The sequence below is a fragment of the Psychrobacter sp. AOP7-A1-24 genome (genome assembly GCF_052376235.1).
Lineage (GTDB): Bacteria > Pseudomonadota > Gammaproteobacteria > Pseudomonadales > Moraxellaceae > Psychrobacter.
The window spans coordinates 55,213-80,345 of record NZ_JBQSVM010000011.1 but is presented as its reverse complement, the minus strand read 5'-3'; the positions used below and the strand labels follow the sequence as shown (position 1 = coordinate 80,345).

21 protein-coding genes are annotated in these 25,133 nt (G+C 40.8%); 8 read left to right on the top strand and 13 right to left on the bottom strand.

The window, feature by feature from the left end:
- Positions 1 to 617, top strand: a 617-nt coding sequence (locus tag ACT3QQ_RS05860; protein WP_444527265.1) for a glycosyltransferase, incomplete at its 5' end; no start/stop codon positions are given.
- A gap of 18 nt (positions 618 to 635) precedes the next feature.
- Here ACT3QQ_RS05860 and ACT3QQ_RS05855 read toward each other — a convergent pair.
- The 4 genes from ACT3QQ_RS05855 to ACT3QQ_RS05840 form a co-directional block, all read right to left on the bottom strand.
- Positions 636 to 1,403, bottom strand: a complete 768-nt coding sequence (locus ACT3QQ_RS05855) for a hypothetical protein (RefSeq protein WP_444519738.1) — start codon at positions 1,401 to 1,403, stop codon at positions 636 to 638.
- A 93-nt stretch (positions 1,404 to 1,496) separates the two neighbouring features.
- Positions 1,497 to 2,510: an NAD-dependent epimerase gene (locus tag ACT3QQ_RS05850; RefSeq protein WP_444519739.1), complete on the bottom strand. Its 1,014-nt coding sequence runs from the start codon at positions 2,508 to 2,510 to the stop codon at positions 1,497 to 1,499.
- Positions 2,510 to 3,676 (bottom strand): nucleotide sugar dehydrogenase, encoded by a 1,167-nt coding sequence (locus tag ACT3QQ_RS05845; RefSeq protein WP_444527264.1) that lies wholly within the window; start codon positions 3,674 to 3,676, stop codon positions 2,510 to 2,512. Before ACT3QQ_RS05845 ends, ACT3QQ_RS05850 begins: the two co-directional genes overlap by 1 nt.
- Before the next feature lie 85 nt (positions 3,677 to 3,761).
- Positions 3,762 to 4,769 carry a capsular polysaccharide biosynthesis protein gene (locus tag ACT3QQ_RS05840; RefSeq protein WP_444519741.1) on the bottom strand — a complete coding sequence of 336 codons (1,008 nt, stop codon included), beginning with the start codon at positions 4,767 to 4,769 and terminating at the stop codon, positions 3,762 to 3,764.
- Between the two features lie 259 nt (positions 4,770 to 5,028).
- Between ACT3QQ_RS05840 and ACT3QQ_RS05835 the strand changes: the two genes are divergently transcribed.
- Positions 5,029 to 6,195 carry a glycosyltransferase gene (locus ACT3QQ_RS05835; RefSeq protein ID WP_444519742.1) on the top strand — a complete coding sequence of 389 codons (1,167 nt, stop codon included), beginning with the start codon at positions 5,029 to 5,031 and terminating at the stop codon, positions 6,193 to 6,195.
- Positions 6,196 to 6,254: 59 nt separating this feature from the next.
- On the opposite strand, the gene ACT3QQ_RS05830 is transcribed toward ACT3QQ_RS05835, so the two are convergent.
- The 4 genes from ACT3QQ_RS05830 to aspS all read right to left on the bottom strand — a co-directional run bounded on the left by ACT3QQ_RS05830 (position 6,255) and on the right by aspS (position 11,068).
- Positions 6,255 to 7,112, bottom strand: a complete 858-nt coding sequence (locus ACT3QQ_RS05830; protein ID WP_444519743.1) for a hypothetical protein — start codon at positions 7,110 to 7,112, stop codon at positions 6,255 to 6,257.
- Positions 7,113 to 7,208: 96 nt separating this feature from the next.
- Positions 7,209 to 8,009, bottom strand: coding sequence for a glycosyltransferase (locus ACT3QQ_RS05825; protein ID WP_444527263.1), 801 nt, complete (start codon positions 8,007 to 8,009; stop codon positions 7,209 to 7,211).
- Between the two features lie 133 nt (positions 8,010 to 8,142).
- Positions 8,143 to 9,174 (bottom strand): lysophospholipid acyltransferase family protein, encoded by a 1,032-nt coding sequence (locus ACT3QQ_RS05820; protein ID WP_444527262.1) that lies wholly within the window; start codon positions 9,172 to 9,174, stop codon positions 8,143 to 8,145.
- Between the two features lie 67 nt (positions 9,175 to 9,241).
- Positions 9,242 to 11,068, bottom strand: coding sequence for an aspartate--tRNA ligase (gene aspS, locus ACT3QQ_RS05815; protein ID WP_444527261.1), 1,827 nt, complete (start codon positions 11,066 to 11,068; stop codon positions 9,242 to 9,244).
- Positions 11,069 to 11,427: 359 nt separating this feature from the next.
- Between aspS and sohB the strand changes: the two genes are divergently transcribed.
- From sohB to ACT3QQ_RS05790, 5 genes are all read left to right on the top strand, one after another.
- Entirely contained in the window at positions 11,428 to 12,408 is a 981-nt protein-coding gene (sohB, locus tag ACT3QQ_RS05810) for a protease SohB (protein WP_444527260.1), read from the top strand.
- A 261-nt stretch (positions 12,409 to 12,669) separates the two neighbouring features.
- Positions 12,670 to 13,920 (top strand): acyl-CoA dehydrogenase family protein, encoded by a 1,251-nt coding sequence (locus ACT3QQ_RS05805; protein WP_444527269.1) that lies wholly within the window; start codon positions 12,670 to 12,672, stop codon positions 13,918 to 13,920.
- A 167-nt stretch (positions 13,921 to 14,087) separates the two neighbouring features.
- Positions 14,088 to 15,332, top strand: a complete 1,245-nt coding sequence (locus ACT3QQ_RS05800; RefSeq protein ID WP_444527259.1) for a phosphotransferase family protein — start codon at positions 14,088 to 14,090, stop codon at positions 15,330 to 15,332.
- 48 nt (positions 15,333 to 15,380) lie between these two features.
- The gene (locus ACT3QQ_RS05795; RefSeq protein ID WP_444527258.1) at positions 15,381 to 16,145 is read left to right on the top strand and encodes a histidine phosphatase family protein; all 765 of its coding nucleotides are present in this window, start codon (positions 15,381 to 15,383) and stop codon (positions 16,143 to 16,145) included.
- A gap of 110 nt (positions 16,146 to 16,255) precedes the next feature.
- Complete coding sequence (locus ACT3QQ_RS05790; protein ID WP_444527257.1) at positions 16,256 to 17,128, top strand: SDR family oxidoreductase; 873 nt, start codon at positions 16,256 to 16,258, stop codon at positions 17,126 to 17,128.
- A gap of 100 nt (positions 17,129 to 17,228) precedes the next feature.
- Here ACT3QQ_RS05790 and ACT3QQ_RS05785 read toward each other — a convergent pair whose 3' ends face one another.
- The 5 genes from ACT3QQ_RS05785 to ACT3QQ_RS05765 all read right to left on the bottom strand — a co-directional run bounded on the left by ACT3QQ_RS05785 (position 17,229) and on the right by ACT3QQ_RS05765 (position 24,041).
- Positions 17,229 to 18,929 carry an AMP-binding protein gene (locus ACT3QQ_RS05785; RefSeq protein ID WP_444527256.1) on the bottom strand — a complete coding sequence of 567 codons (1,701 nt, stop codon included), beginning with the start codon at positions 18,927 to 18,929 and terminating at the stop codon, positions 17,229 to 17,231.
- Between the two features lie 616 nt (positions 18,930 to 19,545).
- On the bottom strand, positions 19,546 to 21,243 hold the full coding sequence (locus ACT3QQ_RS05780; protein WP_444527255.1) for an AMP-binding protein: 1,698 nt from the start codon (positions 21,241 to 21,243) through the stop codon (positions 19,546 to 19,548).
- Positions 21,244 to 21,685: 442 nt separating this feature from the next.
- Entirely contained in the window at positions 21,686 to 22,462 is a 777-nt protein-coding gene (locus tag ACT3QQ_RS05775) for an ABC transporter permease (RefSeq protein WP_444527254.1), read from the bottom strand.
- A gap of 148 nt (positions 22,463 to 22,610) precedes the next feature.
- Entirely contained in the window at positions 22,611 to 23,450 is an 840-nt protein-coding gene (locus ACT3QQ_RS05770; protein WP_444527253.1) for an ABC transporter ATP-binding protein, read from the bottom strand.
- 12 nt (positions 23,451 to 23,462) lie between these two features.
- Positions 23,463 to 24,041, bottom strand: a complete 579-nt coding sequence (locus ACT3QQ_RS05765; RefSeq protein ID WP_444527252.1) for a hotdog domain-containing protein — start codon at positions 24,039 to 24,041, stop codon at positions 23,463 to 23,465.
- 207 nt (positions 24,042 to 24,248) lie between these two features.
- Here ACT3QQ_RS05765 and xthA point away from each other — a divergent pair, with 207 nt between their 5' ends.
- Positions 24,249 to 25,073, top strand: coding sequence for an exodeoxyribonuclease III (gene xthA, locus ACT3QQ_RS05760; protein ID WP_444527251.1), 825 nt, complete (start codon positions 24,249 to 24,251; stop codon positions 25,071 to 25,073).
- Positions 25,074 to 25,133: the final 60 nt, after the last annotated feature.

The following is a 25,133-nucleotide window of genomic DNA, read 5'->3' as shown; positions in this document are numbered from 1 at the left end:
TGAGTAACGGTGTGAAAGAAGATTTTATAGGGATTTTTGGCAGCACAATGCCCACAACTACCATTCATAATCCGATAGACAGAGATAGCATTCAAAAACTAGCTAACGCATTTGTTCCAGAACTTCAAAACTATATTATCCATGTTGGTAGCTTTAAAGAAGCAAAACGACATGATGTGCTCATAAGAGCTTATGCGAAGACAGATCAGTCTTTACCCTTACTTCTTTTGGGCAAAGGTAAATTAAAAGATAGTATGAAGGAGCTAGTGACAGAACTGGGCTTGAAAGAAAAGGTCACCTTTTTAGGTTTTCATGACAATCCTTTCCCCTATATAAAACATGCGAAATTTAAAGTATTGACTTCTGATAGAGAAGGATTTGCTTTAGTGATTGCAGAGTCATTAGCACTTGGTACACCCGTCATTAGCACTGATTGTCAGTCTGGCCCGAGTGAGCTTTTACCAAAAAATAACTTGATGCCTATAAGAGATATAGATGCTATTGCTGAAAAACTTAGTTTAGCAATGAACAATCCAGAGCGGTTCTCTTCTAAATTTGATAAAGCACTACTCCCTACTACAGTTGCCAAAAAGTATATCGATTTTGTACACGAATAAAGGAAAGCTAAATAGCTTTTAGTCACTCCACCATTTAGACCAGTCATCTCTATGTAGCTGTCGTATCAATGCAAAAGCACTTTGATTGTTTTGAAGCTTTTCAAATACAGCTAGTAGAATAGTAGTAGCTAATTTATCGACTTTAATGAATTTTTTGTAGCGTTTACGCATATTCCTTAAGCTATCGTCTGTACCTATACGAAAATAGGTAAGCCCCTCATATAGTGGCAGATCCCCAGCATAAAGTTTTTCAGTTTTTTCTTTTATTAGCGGCAATGACTCAGAATCTGTATTCAACTGTAAAAAACGTCTAGTTTCATGCACTCTCAACGTATTCATTAGAGTAATGACATTCATGAGAATTGCAGCTCTACTAGGGTCATTTGAATGGTCGATAAAAGTATCACAAGCTGAAACAATCCAGCGTAGCGATAAATGCTCTAATAAATAGTTGCTTTCTGTCTCCCAAAGTTTTTCAAATTCAGCAAACGTTTTGTCTATTTTGTATTTACGCCGCATCAATATAATAAGCGTATTGTGATAAAAGCAGAGCTCAGACTCTCCTAATGATTGATACTTTAAGTTGTTTAAGTGAGTTTCTAAGTCTGTACTTTTACGCTCATTTGTCAGTGCTTCAGTATCACATAATGACTCGGTTATTATGGTCGTTTTCATCTCATCAAAGCTTTTACCATAATAATTTTTGACAACCTTACCCGCATTCAATCTTTTTTCACTTAGAAATATCAATAGCAGTTTTCTTTGCCAGTTTGAAGGTGTAGCCATGTCACTAAAATCCTTTGAACAAGTACGATGCAATTAGGGCTTAAACGTCTGTCTAAAAAATTGATACCAAAATAGTTTATGAGATATTTTCGCTTAAACTGAATAGTATTGCTTGTACCATTCAACAAATTTTTTGATACCCTTTTCGATACTGGTTTCAGGTTTGAAGCCAATATCCTCTACCAACTCATCTATATCTGCGTAGGTAATAGGTACATCACCTGCTTGCATAGGTAATAAGTTTTCCTGTGCTTTTTTGCCACATGCGTCTTCGATAGCAGTAATGAAGCGGCGCAGTGTGACTGGCTGATTGTTACCAATATTATAAATCTTGTAGGGGGCGGTTGCTGTCGTGATAGTAGAGTATTGAGGAGAGGGCGCTTTGTTGATTATACGAATAATGCCGTTGACGATATCATCAATATACGTAAAGTCACGTTGCATAACACCATTATTGAAGACGTTGATGCGTTCGCCCGCCAAAATTTTCTTAGTAAAAGAAAAATAAGCCATATCTGGTCGACCATAAGGACCGTAAACCGTAAAAAAGCGCAGACCTGTGGTAGGGATATTGTATAAATGGCTATAGCTATGTGCCATGAGCTCATTTGATTTCTTGGTAGCTGCATATAAACTGATAGGAAAATCAACACAATCCGCAGTGGTAAATGGTTGCTTAATATTCATACCATATACGGAGCTCGAACTAGCGTAGATCAAGTGCTTGATATCGTGGTGACGACACCCTTCTAAGATATTAACAAATCCAACCACGTTTGAATCAATATAAGCATTTGGGTTTTCGATAGAGTAGCGTACGCCCGCTTGAGCGCCCAAATTAACAACGGTATCGAATTGATGGGTGGCAAAAAGCTCAGACATGGCTTCGCGATCAGCAAGGTCTAACTTGATGAACGTAAATTTGTCTGGCAATGCTATCTCACCTAATATTCTTAAACGCTCTTTTTTTAAATCCACATCATAATAGTCATTGATATTATCGATACCAACAATAGAATATTCGCTATCAGATACGCCCGTTTCCAATAATGCTTTGATTAAGTGGAAACCAATAAAGCCTGCCGCACCAGTGACTAAAATTTTCATTAATCGTTCCCAAATAAATCGCGAGTAAATACTTTGTCCGCCACATCTTTTATCTCATCAGATAAGCGGTTGGCGACAATCACATCACTCATTGATTTGAAAGTGTCTAAATCCTGAATAACCCGCGAGTTAAAGAAATTGTCTTCTTTCAACACAGGTTCATAGACAATGACTTCAATCCCCTTTGCCTTGATGCGCTTCATGATGCCTTGTATCGCAGATGCTCTAAAGTTGTCTGATCCGCTTTTCATAACCAATCGGTGTATACCTACAATTTTTGGTTTTCGTTCAATAATCTTATCAGCGATAAAGTCTTTACGAGTTCTATTAGAGTCGACAATGGCTTTTATTAGATTACTTGGCACCTCATCATAATTTGCCAATAGCTGTTTGGTATCTTTAGGCAAGCAGTAGCCACCATAGCCAAATGAGGGGTTGTTATAATGATCACCAATACGCGGGTCTAACCCAATACCTTCTATGATCTGTTTGGTTTCGAGCCCAAATGTTTGAGCGTAAGTATCAAGCTCATTAAAATAGGCCACGCGCATCGCTAAATAAGTATTAGAAAACAACTTAATCGCCTCAGCTTCAGTAGGCTTTACAAACAGGAGCGGCACGTCCTTTTTGATGGCACCTTCAAGTAGTAAGTTAGCGAACAATTGAGCTCTTTCTGACTGTTCACCTACAATGATTCGAGAAGGGTAAAGGTTATCATGCAGCGCCTTGCCTTCTCTCAAGAATTCGGGTGAAAAGATGATACGGTCAGTTGTATAGCGTTCTCTAATACTTGCCGTATATCCCACTGGTACGGTAGACTTTATGATAATGGTTGCTTGATGATTGACCAAAAGTACTTGCTCAATTACTGCCTCTACCGTTGATGTATTGAAGTAATTGGTCTTGGCATCATAATCAGTTGGTGTCGCCACAATAATAAAATCAGCGCCTTCATAGGCTGTCGCTGCATCAAGTGTCGCAGAAAAATTGAGATTTTTGTTTGAGAAAAAATCTTCAATATCTTCATCTTCAATAGGCGACTGCTTAGCATTCAATAAGTTAATTTTTTCAGGAACAATGTCGACAGCGACGACTTCGTTGTGCTGTGCTAATAGCATTGCATTTGATAGGCCTACGTAGCCTGTACCTACTACTGCTATTTTCATAATATATCCAAGTAATGTTTACGCTTTGATGGATCGAATCCAAAATTGGTTTATGCTAAATAAGGTTCAAAATTACGATACTGTGTCAGCTCAGATAGCTGGCGTTCTCCGTCACAGAAGTGGGGAGATACGCGAAAAATTTATGCTTCATAGCTTGGCTGATTTTCTTGTGTGAGTCTGGTTCAAGAAGATCTAGGCTTTGGATACAACCGTACTTAATAGATTTATCTTCTAAAGCAGTAATAAAATCATCGACACTACTTTCATTTTTTAGATAGTTGACAGAGGTATCAGGTTTTAGATTTGCTTCACTATTTTGAATTTTTAGATGATTCATCAGGGTTATTGGATTCACCTGAGCCACGTCTCTAAATTTATATCTAATTTGTTCTGTTAGCAGCTGAGGATGATTAAGCAAATAATCTTTCAATATGTTCCGATCAACGATATGAGGATAGTGATGAATTTCAAAGAATTTATCCATACCGAGTATTTTGGCGCTTAGCATTTGGGCAAGAGTATGCCTTGGTTGAATCGGTGTTCCAAATAATTTAAAGCGAGATTTTCGTAAATTAAGCTTAGCGCTTAATGCCGCACTTTTACGCCAGTGGCCGTGAATGTTCAGCTTTCTACCATCCAAAAAGTCATCTACTCTGACTGGTTGGTTAAAAAAGAAATCATCGTTCATATAAACGAAGTAATCAGATAGCTCATCAATATTCCATATCATCGATTCAATCGATCGGGTATTGAACGTAGGTAAAAACTGCTCATAACCGGAAAATATGTCCTTATGATCAACGATGCGTATTTTATCTGCTGAGCAAATACCTTGCTTAACAAACTCATCAATGAACGCTGGCTTTTGTTGATCTGTGACAATATATATATGGCGACAAAAAGGCATATATTTGATGATAGAAGCAATATTATAGTATATCTCATCGTCACTGGCGAAACGCGTGTCAGTTATGGCGTCAGATGCCACTTCTTTACTTGGCTTATACTGTTCTCGCTTTTGTTTGAGTATAGGGTCTGCGCCATCTACCCAAGCAATGACGATGTCTAATGTTTTCTCATCAGGCTGCTTCATAACTGATCCTGCTCTTTTCGGATATACATCTATTGTAGTAGCTATACTAGACTAGCTATGATATTTGCTGATGCAATTATTAACAAGGTTTAATCGATTTAGATAGTTAGACTAATTATTGTTTTTTATAGAGATACCGTTAAGTCGTGCTAGTATTTTACTGAGTAAATGTCGAACACCAGCGGTAGGTGAGACTAGCATATAAAGTCAGAATGCTGCAATAAGTATGACTATAGTTAACTCATTTGGCCAACTTATCATGCCTATACTGTCAAAAAATCAAGCTGAGACACTAATGCCACCTATTATTTTGTTTATTTTAAAGGCGCTTGAGGGTCGTGGTGCTGAGCGTATGGTTACGACATTGGCAAGTACTTATGTAGATATGGGCTACCGTGTCCATATCTTATGCTTGGAAGCGACGCAAGAGATGCTACTAGACGCTCGCGTGCGATATCACATAGTGCCGTATAATGAGGTGTTTTCTGAGCAGAATCTCGACCCAGAGTCTACTCAAGCACAAGCCTACGAATCAGTTGCTAACCGTATTGATAATTACGTACGTAGCCAAATAGGAGTGCCAGATTTGGTATTGGCCAATATCTATAAGATAAACTGGATCATGGCATATAGCCAGTTACCAAATATCGTAAATATATTGCATACGGCGCTATCAAAACAGTTCCAAAACCAATTATTAGAGGCACCAGTACAGACTATAAATCACTTAAAAATGGTCTATGGTGCTCATACTTGTAGCTGTGTGAGTAAGGGTGCACGCCAAGATTTGATTGATCTTATAGGAAATATTACCAGAACCACAACAATCTATAATCCTTGTGATGCTACCACTATAAATACCAAAGCAGCAGAGTCTAGCCATCTTGAGCATTTCGGCTTAGTAGATAAAGAATACATTATACATGTAGCTTCATTTGATAGCATGAAAGGTCATCGAGACTTACTACAAGCGTATGCCAACACAGAACGAAAGCTACCATTAGTATTAGTAGGTAAAGGTAGGCTTGAAGCAGAGATTAAACAGTTGGCTGTCCAACTAAATATTAGCAATTGTATTAAGTTTTTAGGCTTCCAAACCAACCCTTATCCATTAATTAGATCAGCTGCACTGATGGTGCTTACTTCTAAGTTTGAAGGCTTTGGCTATGTCATTGTAGAGGCGCAAGCGCTGAGTGTACCAGTAATTAGTACGGATTGTCCTTTCGGGCCAAGAGAACTATTACCTGAGCAAAACTTGATTGCGGTAGGTGATATTGATGGCTTGGCTTTGCTCATCGACCAAGCCATAGACAATCTTTCAGATTACATCGTGCCGTTAAATCAAAAGTTATTACCTGAACACATTGCACAACAGTATTTATCTTTTGGTTCTGTTCTAGATTCAGATAAAAATGAGAGTTTATAAGTCTTGATGGTTTCCAAGTAAATACAATCAAGTAGAAGTTATCAATTGCGAGTCATTAACTATAAAGTGTCAAATAGCGATTTAGAGATAGGAGAATGATTGATGACAGGGACACCATGCGATTGATAGATTTTGCCGAGTAAGTTAAACGAGGGCACAATGCGTTCTTTCATGACTTTGCTAAGCATACTTGGTGCACTATTGTTTTTGCTTTCATAAAACCGTGGTTGCTCACTGTTGAGCAGATCAATACCGTAAAGATGAATACTCGCTGCCTGACGCGAAAAAGCTAACTGCGCTGCTACATAGGCGACAGTGCCTGCTTCCACAAACCCATGAGTAATGTTAAGAGAGACGCCAATATCAGCCGCTTTATGATCGCCATCAATAATAAAGTTTGGATTATTGATAAAGTACGAAAGCGGCATTTTTTTATTGAGTCGTTTCTTCTTAAAGATAAGTTTACTAAAAGATAGCTTGTTTGACTTGACTCCCCACGGCCTGTCTACTGGATACAACACTTGCATGGCATGATGGTACGTTCGCATAATATCAGGGTGCGTAGTGGCCATTGCTTCGAAGACAGCTAATGTTGCATATAGAGGTTGCCCCGTATAATACTGCTGTAAAATCTCAGGCTGATGATTGATGAAGCGTGCATCACTGATAACGTAACCAACAATATCGGTAAAGCGATGCTGCCCAGTCAGGCTGATACTACCATTGACAAAAATAGTAGGTGTATCTAGTAGCTCTGATAATGACAGCTGCTGTATAGATGGCCCTGAGGCGATAATATTGACGTCTTTTCCATGCAAGCTTTGTGTTGGTTCATTGGCATTGAAAGCCTTGATAATGATGAGCTCATTATCAATATTGAACCCAGCGGTCGCAGGTAGTCTCAAATATAGCGCCATACTATTTTCCAGTCGTTTATATCACCTATTTTATATCTTAATACACTGCCTTTACGCTAATTATAAATTGTCTAAATATGGTTAATTGCTAAGCCTCTATTGCCAATGGTCTTTTAACCATGGGCTTGGCTTCACATGACGATACCATTTACCGCCACTACCAGCAATTGCATCGGGCGGGTTAATCTCACCGTGGAAAATAACGATTTTTGCATCATCCGGCAGAGTAGGTGTGCGTACAAAGTTAAAAGGAATCGGCGCAATACATTGGTACTTAAAGCTGACACACCATGTCTTATCCCAATATTCTAAGTGGTGATGCTCACGCAAATAGTTAGAGAGGTAAGCCTGCTCATGACGTACTTGGGTGCGAATGGTCTCAAAGTTTCGCTCAAAATTGGATAGCAAATCAGGATAGGTATTCATACCAATATTGAAGCGATAGACAGAGCTGTTACCAATCATGCGCCAAGGTTTTTTCCAGTCGCGGATGATGACGACACTGTCTTCATGCTCCGCCTGATACGTAAAAAACGCATCAATATTATCGACAATAACAATATCAATATCTAAAAATAGGGCAATACCTTTTAGATCATACAGCTCAGGCTTGAAGGTAGTCAGTTTTTTCCAACCACGTTCAGGGCCTGCTGGTAAATCCATGTCAGGTATCGGATAACAAGCAATCGCAGGGTCAATACCTGCGCTGTCATCGGTTAAGCAGACCATTTGAAAATCTAAGGTTAGATGTCGGCTAACCATATTGTAGAGACGATTGACGTATTCAGGACCATATTTGTCGCCCCATTTCATACAGATGATATAGCGCTGTTCAGCCGCATTTGTGCTGATGTTACTAGAGTTTATAGATGAGGTCTTAGTTACGTCAGATGTCATAATGCACTCGTATTGAGATAATAGTCAGATAAATGAAGGACTAATAAAAATAAAAGAATATAGAGCTCAGCCAATATTAGCATAGCTGTAACTGATGGTACGTCTAAATAGTGCAACGTTAGGTTGATAATGACTAATGATTGTCGAGCTTAGTGTTATTACTTTTAACAGCGCTATCATTTTTAATGTTGTCACTTTTAATGTTGTCATTTTTGACGCTATCGTTGGCATTACTATCAGGCTGATTAGAAACGTTAGAATGATGAGATTGGATAAAAGCTGCTAAAGTCTCTTTATCTTTCTTATAAGGATTTCCCAAGTTTGGGATACGCTTAAAACGTCGGTAGCCCCACATATAGTGACTGTAATTGTCTGTAATCATACGCTCCATGGCCTGATTGAGAGCATGAGTCGCCACTTCAGCATTACGGTCGTATAAGGCTGGATTGTCGAGCTTGTAGCAGTAGATATCAAAACCGCGTCCATCGGTACGGCGAATACAAGATAAGCCAACTAGATCACATTCGGTTTTACTGGCTAATTTTGAGGCAAGTGTACTGGTTAATGTTTCAATACCAAAGAATGGAACGACAACGCCGCCTGAGGGGTCTGGTACGTGATCTGGCAGTACAATACTAAACCCACCTTGCTTGAGGGTTTTGAATACGGCTTTGACCCCGCTACCATCGGTAGGTACCAACGTTGCGTTGAGACGTGATCTACCTTGTAAGACAAACTCATTAGTGAGCTTACCCTTTACAGGTTTGTACATGATGGTTGGCGCACCAAATTGATTGAGCCAAGCATTCATCATCTCCCAAGTACCGAGATGAGGAACGATAGCCAGCATGCCGTTAGGATTGGCAAGACCTTCTATTAGAATGTCTTTATTATGGACATCACAAATTTGAGCGATGCTCCATTCAGGTGACATCGCCCAGCTCTTCATAGATTCAATACTGGTCAAACATTGATGATAGATAATGTCTTTAGTCAGTGCTTGTTTTTGTGCTTTAGGGAGTGTCGGCGCAATCAATGAAATATTTATATCGATGGTACGCATGATGCTCAAACGAGGTAGCTGAATAATTACCCACGCAACAATACGTGCCAGCATCTGCAATACAGATAATGGCACGTATTTGAAAATACGATACGGATTCATGACCACTCACATGATAATGGATCACGTAACAAGCACTGCAGACAGTAACCGCGCATCATTAAGCGATTTATTCAGCAGACTTGTTGGTATCAGCCTGTGCTTTTTCACGCACACGGATACCAAGCTCACGTAGTTGTTTGCTATCAACGCCAGCAGGTGCTTGGGTCAATGGGCAATCAGCAGTTTTGGTTTTTGGGAAGGCGATAACGTCACGGATAGAGCTTGCGCCTACCATGAGCATAATCAAACGGTCCAAACCAAATGCTAGGCCGCCATGCGGTGGCGCACCAAATTTTAGGGCATCAAGTAAGAAACCAAATTTGTCTTCAGCTTCTTGCTCACCAATACCCAAAGCTTCAAGGACAGCTTGCTGCATATCATAAGTATTGATACGTAAGCTACCACCACCAATCTCAGTACCGTTCAATACCATGTCGTAAGCGATAGAGAGGGCAGATTCTGGGTTGTTTTTCAACTCTTCAACTGAGCCTTTAGGCTTAGTGAACGGATGATGCATTGATGTCCAACGACCATCTTCAGTTTCTTCAAACATTGGGAAGTCAGTCACCCAAAGTGGTGCCCACTCACAAGTCGTCATTTCAAGGTCTAGACCGATTTTTTGACGTAATGCGCCGATGGCATCGTTCACGACACTGGCTTTGTCCGCGCCAAAGAAGATAATATCGCCATCTTCTGCAGCAGTACGCTCGATCAAGCTAACAAGTACATCGTCAGTCATGTTTTTGATGATTGGAGACTGTAGGCCAGACTCTTTGTCCACACCGTTGTTAATGCTGCTAGCGTCATTGACTTTGATATAAGCCAAACCACGTGCACCATAAATACCGACAAACTTGGTATAAGCATCGATTTGCTTACGGCTTAATGATGCGCCACCAGGGATACGTAGGGCAGCCACGCGGCCTTTAGGGTCGTTAGCAGGACCAGCAAATACCTTAAAGTCAACGTCTTTCATCAAATCTGCAACGTCAACTAACTTTAGAGGAATACGTAAGTCAGGCTTGTCTGATGCATAGTCGCGCATTGCTTCTGCGTAAGTCATGCGTGGGAACTGCTCGAACTCAACGTCCATCATTGTTTTGAACAAATGCTTGATCAGACCTTCGTTGATGTTCATGATTTCTTCTTCATTTAAGAAAGAAGTCTCGATATCCACCTGAGTAAATTCAGGCTGACGATCGGCACGTAAATCTTCATCACGGAAGCATTTAGCGATTTGATAATAACGGTCAAAACCTGAAACCATCAATAATTGCTTAAATAGCTGTGGTGACTGTGGCAGGGCAAAGAAGTTACCTGGACGAGTACGTGATGGTACAAGATAATCACGCGCGCCTTCAGGCGTTGCACGAGTTAGAATCGGTGTCTCAACGTCTAAGAAACCATGATCGTCTAGATAACGACGAATCGCGGAGGTTGCCTTAGCACGGAACACCATACGCTCCTGCATTTGCGGACGACGCATATCTAGATAACGATATTTTAGGCGCAAGTCTTCTGATACTGTGCTTTTTTCGTCATTCAATGGGAATGGTGGTGTTTCAGATTTGGCCAATACTTCAATTTCTTTGCCCAATAGCTCAATTTGACCACTGGTCATATTAGCGTTTTCAGTGCCTTCATAACGACGACGTACGCGACCAGTAATTTTTAGTACGTATTCTGGACGTACTGCATCAGCAGTCGCAAAAGCTTCTGGAGTATCAGGATCAACGACGACCTGTAAGATACCAGCACGGTCACGCATGTCTAAAAAAATCACGCCACCGTGATCGCGACGACGATGTACCCAGCCTACGACACTAATGGTTTGATCAATTAAGCTTTCGGTTACAGCTCCGCAATATTCGTCTCGGTATTCGCTATGCGTCATAATATGGTTATCCAGTTATCAGCCCAATTCAAAGTACAATAATGCAGCCATTGCGGTGCGTTTCAAGCTATTTGCAAAAAAAACACACAAACAACGCGATTAAGACATATGGTCATCACGTTGGCTGCAGAAAATTTGATATAAACGCATATTATGCCTAATCTCCCTTTGTTATACAACCAGCTAAGTTCAATCAAATAACGGGAATATACAAGTATCAGACGTATTTATTCAGGGATATTTGTATTGGGTTAAATATTGTCATTGTGCTTGAAAATACTGCTTAGTGTGCACATATCAATCGCACGCTAATAAAAACAGCAATATCAATATATTTACTGACTTGAGGATTTATAAACATGCTATCTCATCCCCCTAAGAACCCTGTTGAGCTTAAAATACGTCACCTAAATGATGCTCAAAAGCAGCGCCGCGAAGATCTGATGGAAGCCACTCAAGGCAAAGCTGCCCTCAAACAGTTCAAAAAAGCCATGGCCAAAAAAGCCAAGCAAGCACTGAAAGCAAAAACTAAGAGTAAGAAAAAACATACCGATGATAAGGCACAAGTTTTTGTGCTCGATTTCGACGGTGACATCAAAGCAACTGCGGTCAAACATTTGCGTGAAGAAATCAGCACTCTAATTAGCACAGCAAACAAAGGTGACGAGGTTATCGTACGTCTTGAATCAGGCGGTGGTTTGGTACATGGCTATGGTCTGGCGGCAGCACAGTTGGTTCGCTTAAAAGATGCTGGCCTAAAATTGACTGTTTGTGTCGATAAAGTGGCGGCGAGCGGCGGCTATATGATGGCTTGTGTTGCAGATAATATAATTGCAGCGCCATTCGCTATCATTGGTTCCATTGGTGTGGTATCGCAACTACCAAATTTTCATAAATGGCTAAAAAATCATGACGTCGATTATGAGATGTTTACTGCTGGTGACTATAAACGCACAGTAACCGTATTTGGTGAAAATGACACCGAAGACCGTGCCAAGTACCAAGAAGAGCTAGAGCAGACGCATGAGCTATTCAAGCATTTCGTTAATACCTATCGTCCAGAACTCGATGTTGCCAAAGTAGCCACGGGTGAACATTGGTATGGCGAAGATGCGTTAAAACTTAACTTAATTGATAGTCTGCAGACATCAGACAGCTATATTTTAGAGCGTATGGAAGATAATGAGGTATATGCATTGTATTCACGTCAGAAACCAACGTTAGCAGAAAAGTTAGGTTTGGCTCAAGCAGCAGAAGCAACACTGAGCATCGCCGTAGATAAACTACCTGATGCGCTTGCGCGTTTCGATCTTAACAGTCGCCTAAATATTCTGAAATAGTGTTATTTATCATTACGATAGTTAAATAGTAGTAATTTACGGCTCAATATTTTTTAGATACATTGTTTATATTTTGTAAAAGGCGTGGCCTAGCTGGTCGCGCCTTTTTGCTGTTTATTGACAATTGCTGTGTTATAAATGAAGCACACGGAAAACAGTATACGTGCGTGCACTAAAGTTCTCATGGAGCTTTTATCAACACATGATTTAGACAATCAATTAATAAAGAAAAGGAAGTCATTTATGTCTAACGACAATTTAATGTTTACCGCAACAGAACATGGTCAAGCCATGCATGCTAAAGTCAAAGCGTTCATCGAAACGCACATTGAACCCATCGAAGCGCAGTTCTGGGAAGAATGTCACAAAAAAAATCCTGATGGCAACTGGGGAAACTGGGAATGGCCAGAAGCCTACGAAAATCTACGTAAACAAGCTCGTGAAGAGGGCCTATGGAATTTATTCTTACCTGATGATACGTTGGGTGCAGGACTTTCAGTCACTGATTATGCACCTATCGCAGAGTTGACGGGGCGCAGTTTGCTTGCGCCACATGTATTCAACTGCAATGCCCCTGATAGTGGCAATATGGAACTGCTATGGCGTTATGGCTCTCAAGAGCAGCAAGATAAATGGCTGACTCCGCTACTGTCAGGCGAAACACGCTCTGTGTTCTGTATGACTGAGCCTGATGTGGCATCCAGTGATGCGACCAACATGCAAGCAACCGCTGTCGTCGAGGGTGATGAGATTGTAATCAATGGTAGCAAGTGGTGGTCATCTGGTCTTGGTGATCCAGCAGTTGATGTTTTGATTGTGATGGCATATACCGCAGATGAAAGTGCAGACCGTCATCATCAGCACTCTATGGTACTTGTGCCAGTTAAAACCGCAGGGGTGAAAATCAAGCGCATGCTCAAAGTCTTTGGTGATTATGATGCACCGCATGGACATGGTGAAATTAGCTTTGAGAATGTCCGTGTGCCAGTTAGTCACTTTATTGGTGGACCTGGTATGGGCTTTGAGATCGCGCAAGGTCGCTTAGGGCCAGGACGTATTCATCATTGCATGCGTTGTATTGGTGCTGCCGAAAAATCCATGGAGCTGGCAGTAAATCGCGGGATGTCACGTACCGCATTTGGCAAGCCGCTACTGCAATTGGGTGGTAACTTTGAGCGTATCAGCGAGGCCCGTATCAAAATTGATCAAGCCCGCTTGCTAACACTGTATGCAGCACAAAAAATGGATGCTCAAGGCACCAAAAAAGCACTAACTGAAATCTCAGCCATTAAAGTAGTGGCGCCAACTGTATTGCAAGAAGTAGTAGATATGGCTATCCAAATCCATGGTGGAATGGGTGTATGTCAAGACACGATGTTGCCAGGGTTTTACGCCCAAGCACGTGTATTACGTTTAGCAGATGGTCCTGATGAAGTACATAAAACAATGATTGCCAAGCTAGAGTTAAAGCGTCAAGGTTTTAGTCGTCCTACTAAATCTGATAAAGCTTAATTCTGACAAATAGTCGTGTGAGTCGATTTTGATTTACTCACGCAACTGTTATTAAGAATATGCCAATCGTAATACCACTTGAAAATTCACTATTAACAACTTAGTAGTGAATTTTTATCACTCATATCTGTTATAAAAATAAATGATCACATGATAAGGAATGTCTCATGGCAACTGATAATAAAGTACTAGACAAAGGCGGTGCCGTACGCGAGGGTGAAGAGCTTGATACCAAAGCAATTAGTGAATGGCTACGCGCTCAAGGTGTCGACATAGTAGGCGAGCCTACTGTTACTCAGTTCTCGGGCGGTGCATCAAACTGGACGTATCGATTACAGTATGAAGGCGAAGACAAAAACCAAGATCTCATATTACGTCGTCCACCGAAAGGCACGAAAGCAAAATCTGCACATGACATGGTACGCGAATACACTGTCCAAAAGGCGTTGAAAGATGCCTATCCTTATGTGCCTGAAATGATTGCCTTATGTACGGATGACGCTGTTATCGGCGCTGATTTTTATGTGATGGAGCGGATGGAGGGTATTATCCCTCGCGCAGAATTACCAGAAGGTATCGATCTAAATCCTAAGCAAACGCGTCTGCTTTGTACCAACGTACTAGACGCTTTGGTAGAGTTACATCAGATAGATTATACCGAGCATCCTGATTTGGTTAGTTTGGGTCGCGGTGAAGGCTACTGCGAACGTCAAATTAGTGGCTGGGACAGACGTTATGTTAAGGCTAAGACGCCTAACGTACCAAGCTTTGCACTAGTTAGACAATGGCTTGCTAAACACACGCCTGCGGATAGCAAAACCTGTATCATTCATAATGATTGGCGCTTTGACAATGTCATACTCGATGCAGACGAGCCGACTAAAGTTATTGGTGTGCTTGACTGGGAGATGGCAACGCTTGGCGATCCGTTGATGGACTTGGGTAGTGCATTGGCCTATTGGATCGAAGAAGATGACAATATCATCATGCAGCAGTTCCGTCGCCAGCCAACACATTTAGAAGGCATGATGACACGTGATGAAGTGGTTGATTACTATCTAAAACAGTCTGGTTTAGAGATAGATAACTGGACCTTTTATGAGGTATTCGGCTTGTTCCGCCTATCAGGCATCATTCAGCAAATCTACTATCGCTATTATCATAAGCAAACCACCAATCCAACATTCAAAAACGCATGGCTTGCTATCCATGTTATGCATGCCAAGTGTCTAAAACTTATTGCTCAATACGAAGGTGAGACGCTATTCAATGCGCATGTTCAGCCGCATTTAGCCGACATAGGCGTAGATGCTGCTACTATTGAGCAGTTGCCAAGCCCTGTTCAAACAGTTGTCAAAAGTATTTTACCAAAAGGCTATTTTGCAAAAGCACCTGACTCTCCTGAAGCGTAAGCACTCAGCAAATCGTACTTTAGCAAATATGATAAAAGGTAATAATTTATGACAACCATACTTTTAGCACGTCATGGCCAAGCGTCTTTTGGACAAGAAAACTATGACCAGCTCTCAGAGCTAGGTACTATACAGGCGCAAATGCTGGGTCAGCACTATGCAGCCACGCAGCGGCGTATTGATGCCATATTTACTGGTAGGTTGGTCCGGCAGCAAGACTCAGCTCGTCATTTTTGGGAGAGCTATCAGTCGTCTGTACATAGCCATGATAGTGATGGTACGCTTAAGGCGGCCGCAATCAACTTTGATCAGCCTGATAGCTATATCCTACCGCAGTTTGATGAGTTTAATCACAAAGACGTGTTTATTAAGTCAGCAGAGGCATCGGGTAATCGATCTGATATCTCAGCTGAAATCGCCAAAGCAGAATCGCCAGCCACGCGACTGGCTGAGCTGTTTGATCAAGCGATGCAACGCTGGCATGGTGGTGACAATGATCAAGACTATCTTGAAAGTTGGCCGCAGTTTAATAATCGTGCACAGCAAGCACTTGAACAAGTACGTACAAAAGTAGCAAGTATGAGCTTAGGTCAAGACAGTACCGTGCTTGTATTTACGTCAGGCGGCGTCATTGCGGCAATCACTGCACAGTTACTGCGACAAGGTAGTCAGACAGCTTATCAATTGAATAAAAGTTTGGTCAATACTGGTGTGACTTCTATTACTTTAAAGAACCAAAGTTCTCGCTTGTTATCTTTAAATGAATACAGTCATCTATTCTCTGATGGAAAACCGTTCGTCACATGGCGATAAATCTGCGCACAATTTTGTGAATAGTATAGTGTTGTATAAACTCCATACACGTTTATACTGAAGAAATACCAATTCGTTTCTGTGCAATATCGACATACAAAGGACCGTGCATGCAAAACAAACTAGTAAAGTTGGTCGCTAACAATGCTCGCCATCGTAAAAATCAGATAGTAAGTGCCGTTCGGCCTTCAAGTTATCTAAAAGATTTGAACAAGCAGCAAATAGGCAAAGGTAAAACGGTGCTTATTACAGGAGCCAGTTCAGGTCTAGGCGAGGGGATGGCGAAGCTTTTCGCCAAACTAGGATATAACTTAGCGATATGTGCGCGTCGTATTGATCGTTTGGAACATCTAAAGTCAGAACTGATGGACAAATATCCTGATATCCGAGTCGAATGCCGAACATTAGATGTCAGTGACTATGATGCGATCTTTGAAGTGTTTGATGCATTTACTACTGACTTTGGTCATATCGATAGAATGATTGTAAATGCTGGTGTTGGCGAAAGTCGTCGAATCGGCAAAGGTCGCTTTGAGACTAACCGACGTACTGTTGAAATTAACTTCATCTCAGCATTAGCACAGTGTGAAGCCGCCATGAATATTTTTCGGACGCAAAATAGTGGTCATCTAGTAGTGATATCAAGTATGTCAGCCGTTCGTGGTATGCCTAAACACCTAACAGCTTATGGTGCTAGTAAAGCTGGCTTGGCGCATTTAGCAGAAGGTATTCGAGCTGATATGCTATTAACCAAGTTACCGATTAAAGTATCCACCATTTACCCAGGCTATATTCGCACTGAAATCAACGAAAATGCTAAACCATTACCGTTCGAAGTAGATACCGATACAGGAACCAAGGCTATCGTTACGGCGATTGAAGCGGGCGTAGATGAGGCCTATGTACCTAGTTTACCATGGTCTATTGTAGGTAAGGCAATGAAGTATATGCCATTGCAAGTGATCAACAAAGCAAATAAGTAGTTATATAGCAGTCAAAAAAAGCCCTTTACCTAGTAGGTAGAGGGCTTTTTTATATTTTAACTTTTTAATTATGCAGTGCCTAATTATGTAGTACTTAGGGTTAGAGCGTTTGAGGATTATCAGACATATGCTGTTCACGTAATTTTTGGCGCAGTACTTTACCAACATTACTTTTCGGCAATTCACTGACAAATTCAATATGGCGTGGACATTTGTAACCCGTTAAGTTGTCTAGTGCGAAATCTTTAATAATTTCTTTGGTGACATTATTATCAGCAGGCACAATGTAAATTTTGACGGCTTCACCTTGATGCGCATCAGGAATGCCAATCACTGCGCAATCAACGATACCATCACAGTCGAGCATGACTGATTCAATTTCATTCGGGAATACATTAAAACCTGATACCAAGATCATGTCTTTTTTGCGGTCTAGCAAGGTAATATAACCTTTTTCGTCCATGCTAATAATATCACCTGTACGGAAATAACCATCGCTTGTGAAATCATTAGTATTATCTTTATTAAAGTACCCAGATGTAATATTAGGGCCTTTGATGCACATCTCGCCGGCTTGGTTTAGACCCACACGTTCGCCGTTATCATCTACTACAATAATATCAACACTAGGAACGGGTATACCAATCGTGCCGTTAAACTTGCGGTCAGTGATAACGTTAGCAGTACCTGCTGCGACACCTTCGGTCATACCCCAACCTTCAACCATTGGGCAGCCAGTTACTTCTAACCAACGTGCTGCTGTTTGTTCGGTTGCAGCCATACCACCAGCTTGAGTGATACGCAATGAACTAAAGTCTAAGTTTTTAAAGTTCGGCTGATCAAGTAATCCCTTGAATAGTGTGTTGACCGCAGGGAAGATGTGGAACGGTTGCTTTGATAAAGTTTTGACAAACCCTGGCATATCACGCGGATTGGGTACCAATATAAAGGTATAACCTGAACGCATACCGAGCAAGCTAAGCATAAAGGCAAAAATATGGTAGAGCGGTAAAGCCATTACCATGTTGATGTACACCTCATTTATACCTGAAGTCACAGGACGATACCACGCTTCTGATTGCATAGCAGCAGCGACGACATTACGTTGAGACAAAACGGCACCTTTAGATAGTCCTGTAGTACCACCGGTATACTGTAAAATAGCTTTTTGTTGTAGGGTGGTTTTTGGTGCTTGAATGGGTAGGTTTTTCCCTTTTTTCAATACTTCAGGGAATTTAGTGATATTATATTTAGGATCGTTCAGGTTGTATTTCGGAACTAAGCGTTTGACCTGACGGATGACTGTATTGACCAAAATACCCTTTAGCCCCATCATATCGCCCATTTTGGATAGCACGATACGTTTGATATTGGTCTCTTCAATGACTTGCTCTAGGGCTTGGGCAAAGTTATCAACAACAAAGATAACCTGAGCACCTGAGTCATTTAACTGATGGCGCAGCTCACGGCCTGTATACAGTGGATTCACAGGAGTACAAATGTAACCTGCTCGTAGAATACCAATCATAGTCGGTAGGTACTGAGGTACATTTGGCATCATTAGAGCAACGACACTACCTTTAGGTAAACCTTGAGCCTGCAACCATGCTGCTACTGCAAGTGAAGCATTATCAACATCACCATAAGTATGCGTAACACCCATACAGATAGTCATTGGATGCATACGGAAGCGGTTGAAACATTCTTCATATAATTCTATAAGGCTTTCGTACTGATCAGGATTAATTGTCTTAGGCACGTTTTCTGGGTATTGAGCGAGCCAAGGTTTATCTATTGTCATGATTAGCGTCCTTAAATATTCGTCATTTAAGGCTCTATAAAAAAGTAGTCACATCCATGTCAACAATTTAAATTACTGTTCCGTTAGCGATAAATTGTCGAGTGCTATCCTATATATTCACATACTGCTAAGATACGGGGCCTCTATAAAGTTTTATTTAACCATAGAGCACAAATAGCTCAATAAATTAAACAGATCAATCAATGTTTTTGGTGATGAAAATAGCTACTAACAAATACTGCTAATCAATCGATATTAGCCATGATTATATAGGATTAAAATAGCAGAAAGTATAGTGACACATTTTGACGACACATTAACATAACTACAACTATTCTAGTTATTTTTATACAAGAACTTGATAGTTTACAGTTAAATTTGATAAATAAAATAAAATATGTTGGATAATTAGACAGTTACTCTGAAAGTAATCTACTTTACTATCAAATAATTAGTATAGGTTTTATTCAGAAAATCTCATATAAATATTCGTTGTAATAAGACAGCTCTAAAAATAAATAACAAAATATGAGTATAGGAAAAGAGTATCTTATAATTATTGTAAGATACTCTTAAATGAAAATATATTTATGCTTCCTAAGCAGTAGATGAGTATTTACATTTGAGGGTAGTCTGCTTTGTGTTTTTCACGCAATTTTTGACGTAGTACTTTACCAACATTACTTTTCGGCAGGTCGCTCACAAACTCAATGTGACGTGGGCATTTATAGCCAGTTAAATTATCTAATGCAAAATCTGTAACCACTTCTTTAGTAACATTATTATCTTTAGGGATCACATATATTTTAACGGTTTCACCTTGATGGCTATCAGGAATACCAATTACTGCACAGTCAAGAATGCCGTCACAGTCAAGCATCACAGATTCAATTTCGTTCGGGAACACATTGAAGCCTGATACTAAAATCATGTCTTTTTTACGATCTAGTAGTTTAATGTATCCCTTGTCGTCCATACTGACGATATCACCCGTACGGAAATAACCATCGCTAGTAAAATCAGCACTACTGTCTCTATTCAGGTATCCAGAAGTGACATTGGGACCTTTAATGCATAGCTCGCCACCCTCGTTCAGTTCTACATGCCTGCCGTCTTCATCAATAATGATGACATCTACACCAGGTGCTGGCACTCCGATAGTACCGTTAAACTCACGATTTGTAATAACGTTGGCAGTGCCGACGGCGACGCCTTCTGTCATGCCCCAACCTTCGATCATCGCACAGCCAGTCACCTCTAACCAGCGTTTCGCAGTCTGCTCAGTTGCAGCCATCCCACCAGCCTGTGAGATACGTAGAGAGCTGAAGTCTAAATTTTCAAAGTTTGGAGTATCAAGCAATCCTTTGAAGAGCGTATTGACTGCAGGGAAGATATGGAATGGTTGCTTGGATAAAGTTTTGACAAATCCAGGAATATCGCGTGGATTGGGTACCAAAATAAAAGTATAGCCTGAGCGCATACCAAGTAGGCTGAGCATAAATGCGAAAATATGATAGAGCGGTAAGGCCATCACCATATTGATATATACTTCATTGATTTCGGATGTGATAGGGCGAGTCCAAGCTTCTGATTGCATCGCTGCAGCTACAATATTACGTTGTGATAAAATGGCGCCTTTTGAGAGTCCTGTAGTACCACCTGTATATTGCAAAAATGCTTTGTGATCCAAAGACATGGTTGGCTGCTGAAAAGGTAAGTTTTTTCCTTTTTTCAGTACTTCAGGGAATTTGGTGACATTGTATTTAGGATCGTTCAGGTTATATTTCGGAACCAGACGTTTGACCTGACGAATAATCGTATTGACCAAAATACCTTTCAAACCCATCATATCACCCATCTTTGATAGGATGACGCGTTTGATAGCCGTTTCTTCAATGACTTGCTCAAGTGCTTGAGCAAAGTTATCGACTACAAAAATCGCTTGAGCACCAGAGTCATTGAGCTGATGACGTAGTTCTCGGCCAGTATATAGTGGGTTTACAGGGGTGCATACATAGCCTGCACGCAATATCCCAATCATAATAGGTAGGTACTGAGGTACATTTGGCATCATTAGAGCGACGACACTACCTCTTGGCAAGCCTTGAGCTTGTAACCATGCTGCTACTGCAAGTGAAGCATTATCAACGTCACCATAAGTATGGGTTACTCCCATACAAATGCTCATTGGATGCCCACGGAAGCGATCGAAACACTCTTCGTACAGCTCCATAATACTGCTATATCTATCAGGATTGATGGTTTTTGGCACGCCGGCTGGATATTGAGAGAGCCAAGGTTTGTTCGATATCATAGTTAGCATCCTTGCGATTTGATATAGGCTAAAGTAATTTAAGAGGGTAGTTGTCAGGCTATCAGTAGTACAAACCACTACTTGTTTTAAGCGGTATGTATCATAGTCAATAGCATCCTTGTCTATTGATTAACCGCGATTTTTTATCGCTGATATGTGCTTTATTCAATAATTATTTGGACAAAGCATCAAACAGAACAGAAGTTTTAGTAACAGCAGTAGTGTTTGTTCTAAAACTATTCATTTGTTGCTGACAACTCAGGTACCAAAAAAAACGATACATTTGAGCAATACATTAGCATGAATTAAGCTTAAAAAAATATTAGGAAGCAGTACTGAGCAGTACATATATTCTTATTAAAGAATTTATTGGTTATAAAGTTCCAAAAATAAAGTAACATTTAAATAGTATGAGTAAGTTAATAGAGGGCGAATATCGAAATTATTGCGGAAGAGAAAACTGCTCGCGATTATTAAAAAACCGTCGATAGATAAGTAACGCACTAATAGTGCAGCCCAGTGTGCTGCTGGCACATATCAAGAACATAGTGACTATTTGGTAGCGTACGGCTTGAGTAGGATCAGCACCTGCTAGTATTTGACCAGTCATCATACCTGGTAAGCTAACGATACCGACGACTAGCATAGAGTTTAAAGTTGGAGTCATGCCATTAGTGATTGCTGCTTTTATTTGCTCATGGACGGCTTCGAATGGCTTAGCAGATAGACTGAGCATCATCTCTATACGCCCAGATTGTTCATGAAATGATTCGATCAATTGATTGTTAGTTAATGAGATAGCAGTCAGAGAGTTCCCTAGTATTAGACCCAATATAGGAATAATAAATTGCGGTGTATACCAAGGCTGAACATTCAAAATCGTGATAATTGCAATTGCCGTTACCAGTATTGCTGAGATGCCGACTGCCAATAGCGTATCTGTCAGTAATCCTTTATAACTGCGCTTAACGCGATTTTTGGCGGCACTTCCTGCAATCAAAGTCATGACCGTTAAGATAAGCAATACTTCATACCATTGTTCACGTGCAAAAATCCACGCCAATATTAGTCCGATAAAGCTAAGCTGTGTGATTGTACGAAGCGCCGCTATCAGAAGGGTTTTGCTTAGCTTTAAGCGTAATCGCCAAGAGATGAGGAGTACGATGATAATCAGACTGCTGGCAAGAGCGATATCACTATAAGTGAGAAATATTTGCATATCATTCGTACCGCTCATATGAGCTTATTGTGGAAGTAGTTATAGTAATAATATAAGGGGAGGCATGAGGTTGCTAATGTGCTAGATTGTTCTAAACAATCACACGATGATTTAATTATTTGATTCCATACTCCCGACCAAGAGCTTCTTAAGAATCTGCGGTGAGTACACCTGCCTGCATATGCCAGTGTCTATCGGCCAAAGGCATAATGTCTTTGGTATCGTGCGTCACCCATAGCAGTGTGCGCTGTGCATCTGCGTGCAACCAGTTGATGAGTAAGTTCACTAGCTGTGCTGAGGTGTCAATATCCAAAGCGGCCGTTGGTTCATCTAGCAATAGAACCTGCGGGTTTAGTTGTAGTAGACGTAACGTATTGACCAGTTGGCGCTCGCCACCAGATAAATGCTTAGAGTCTTGTTGCAAAAAATCTGCGTTTCTATCCAAATGCTCAAGCTGAGCAATATGCCAGTCTCTATCAAAAGTTTGCGACTGATGAGCACGCAATTGATAAGGCATTTTTAAGTTTTCAAGGACACTACCGTCCAACAACTGCGGATGCTGAGCGAGTAGGGCAACGTGCTTGCGCCACAGTACAGGTGCAGTCTCATGAATATCGCGATAAGTATTACTCAGCTTATCATCACCGTGCAAACGAACAGTGCCGCTGTTCAATGGTAATAATCCTGCTAATACTCGCAGCAGTACTGATTTACCGCTACCAGATGCGCCAGTCAAAACAGTGACTTGTCCTGACAATAGTGCGCCACTTGCCCCTCTTATTAGCGCTCGATCATGAGTTGGTAGTTCTTTATCCAGTGATGTGTTTGTGGCTAGTTTATTTGTCCACTTTTGATAAATGCTAGACGGTATAGAAGTTTTATTCGAGGCTTCTTTGCTATTCTTGATGCTATGAGTACTTATCGTTCGTCTGCTATGTACCCATAGATGATCAAATTTAAGTAACACTCTATCCGTATCCAGACTCATAGCGTTTCACTGTTAACCATTTACTTGCTCATCGATGGCCTGTTTGATCTTATCGTGCAGTTTTTTCGGTACACGAATAGGACGCATTGGTATAGTAGTCATTGCATTGTCTGATTCACCGTCTATTTTGTCATCAGCCATTGGCTCTGGTTTGACAAGGTTTTGCACGCAAGCAATAACGATTTTGGTGCTGCTTAGTAGCTGACTGTTGTCTGTTTCGGTAGATCCATGATTTGGTAAGTGGCGATGAATGCTTTGATAAAATATAATGCTGGCAGGTTTTAGCTCAACTTTATCAATACGTACACTAATCACCTCATCTAACAGAATCGCTCTTTTGTATTGTAAGTCTGCCTGACTCACGACAAAATGCTGCACGTCACCGCTGTCAGTTTGCAAAAAATACCCATTTAAACCTAGTTCAGTAAACCAGTCGCGTCGACAGTTTTCAAAAAATACCAAATGATTGGCGTGATAGACTATACCGCCAGCATCAGTATGGTTAATATAGACGTTGTAGTCTTTAGCAAATAACGGTTTGATATCATTATTTAGGGCTGATGTTTTATTTTTTTGCTCAGTTGTTGTCATAGCGATGCTCGATATTTTTGATAAATTTTGTTGAATAAAAGTGTTTCAGATAGACCAATAATAGATAGTGCTTATAATAAGAGTTACTCTAGCTCAAGATATCAGGCCGCGCAACCGCTAGAGCCGCTTACATTTGTTATCATAGTCGTTTATATTTCACCTTCTTATATGAGCGCTATATTCTAACCAATCAGTATAGGACAGTTTATGACCCGTTTTGTCAGTTTTAACATCAATGGTATCCGTGCACGTCAGCATCAGCTTGAGGCGGTGCGCGAGGTAATCGATCCTGATGTCATGGGCCTACAAGAAACCAAGGTTCATGATGATCAGTTTCCGCTTGGCAATATCGAAAGCCTAGGCTACCACGTAGAGTATTTTGGACAAAAAGGGCATTACGGCGTTGCACTATTATCAAAAGCTGCACCTGTGTTTGTACAAAAAGGTTTCCCTGGCGAAGATGAAGAAGCCCAAAAGCGCTTTATTCATGCACGCTATGAGTTTGAAGGTCGTGAAGTGGATGTACTCAATGGTTATTTCCCGCAAGGAGAGAGCCAAGATCACCCGACCAAATTTCCGATGAAGCGCGCTTATTATGCCAATTTGATTGCTTATATTGATACGTTAAAAGCGGAAGGCCGTTCGATTATTGTCATGGGTGATATGAATATTGCACCAGAAGATATCGATATTGGTATTGGAGAAGTTAATGCCAAACGCTGGTTAAAAAATAGAAAAACCTCATTTTTGCCAGAAGAGCGCGAATGGTACTCAGCATTGATGTCACGTGAGCTGACAGATACTTACCGACTTCACTATCCAGAAAGCGCCGAGTTATACAGTTGGTTTGATTATCGCAGTCGCGGCTTCAATGATGAACCTAAGCGCGGTTTGCGTATTGACCATATTCTATGTACATCAGACCTAATTGGTAAATGTATCGATGCTGGTATCAGTTATGAGCTTCGTGCTATGGAAAAACCGTCTGATCATGCACCGATTTGGTCAGCATTTGACTTAAATAAAGCGTAATACTCATATACCGTGATACCTATATGGTCAATCTTATGTAAACTAGGTACGACAATCAGC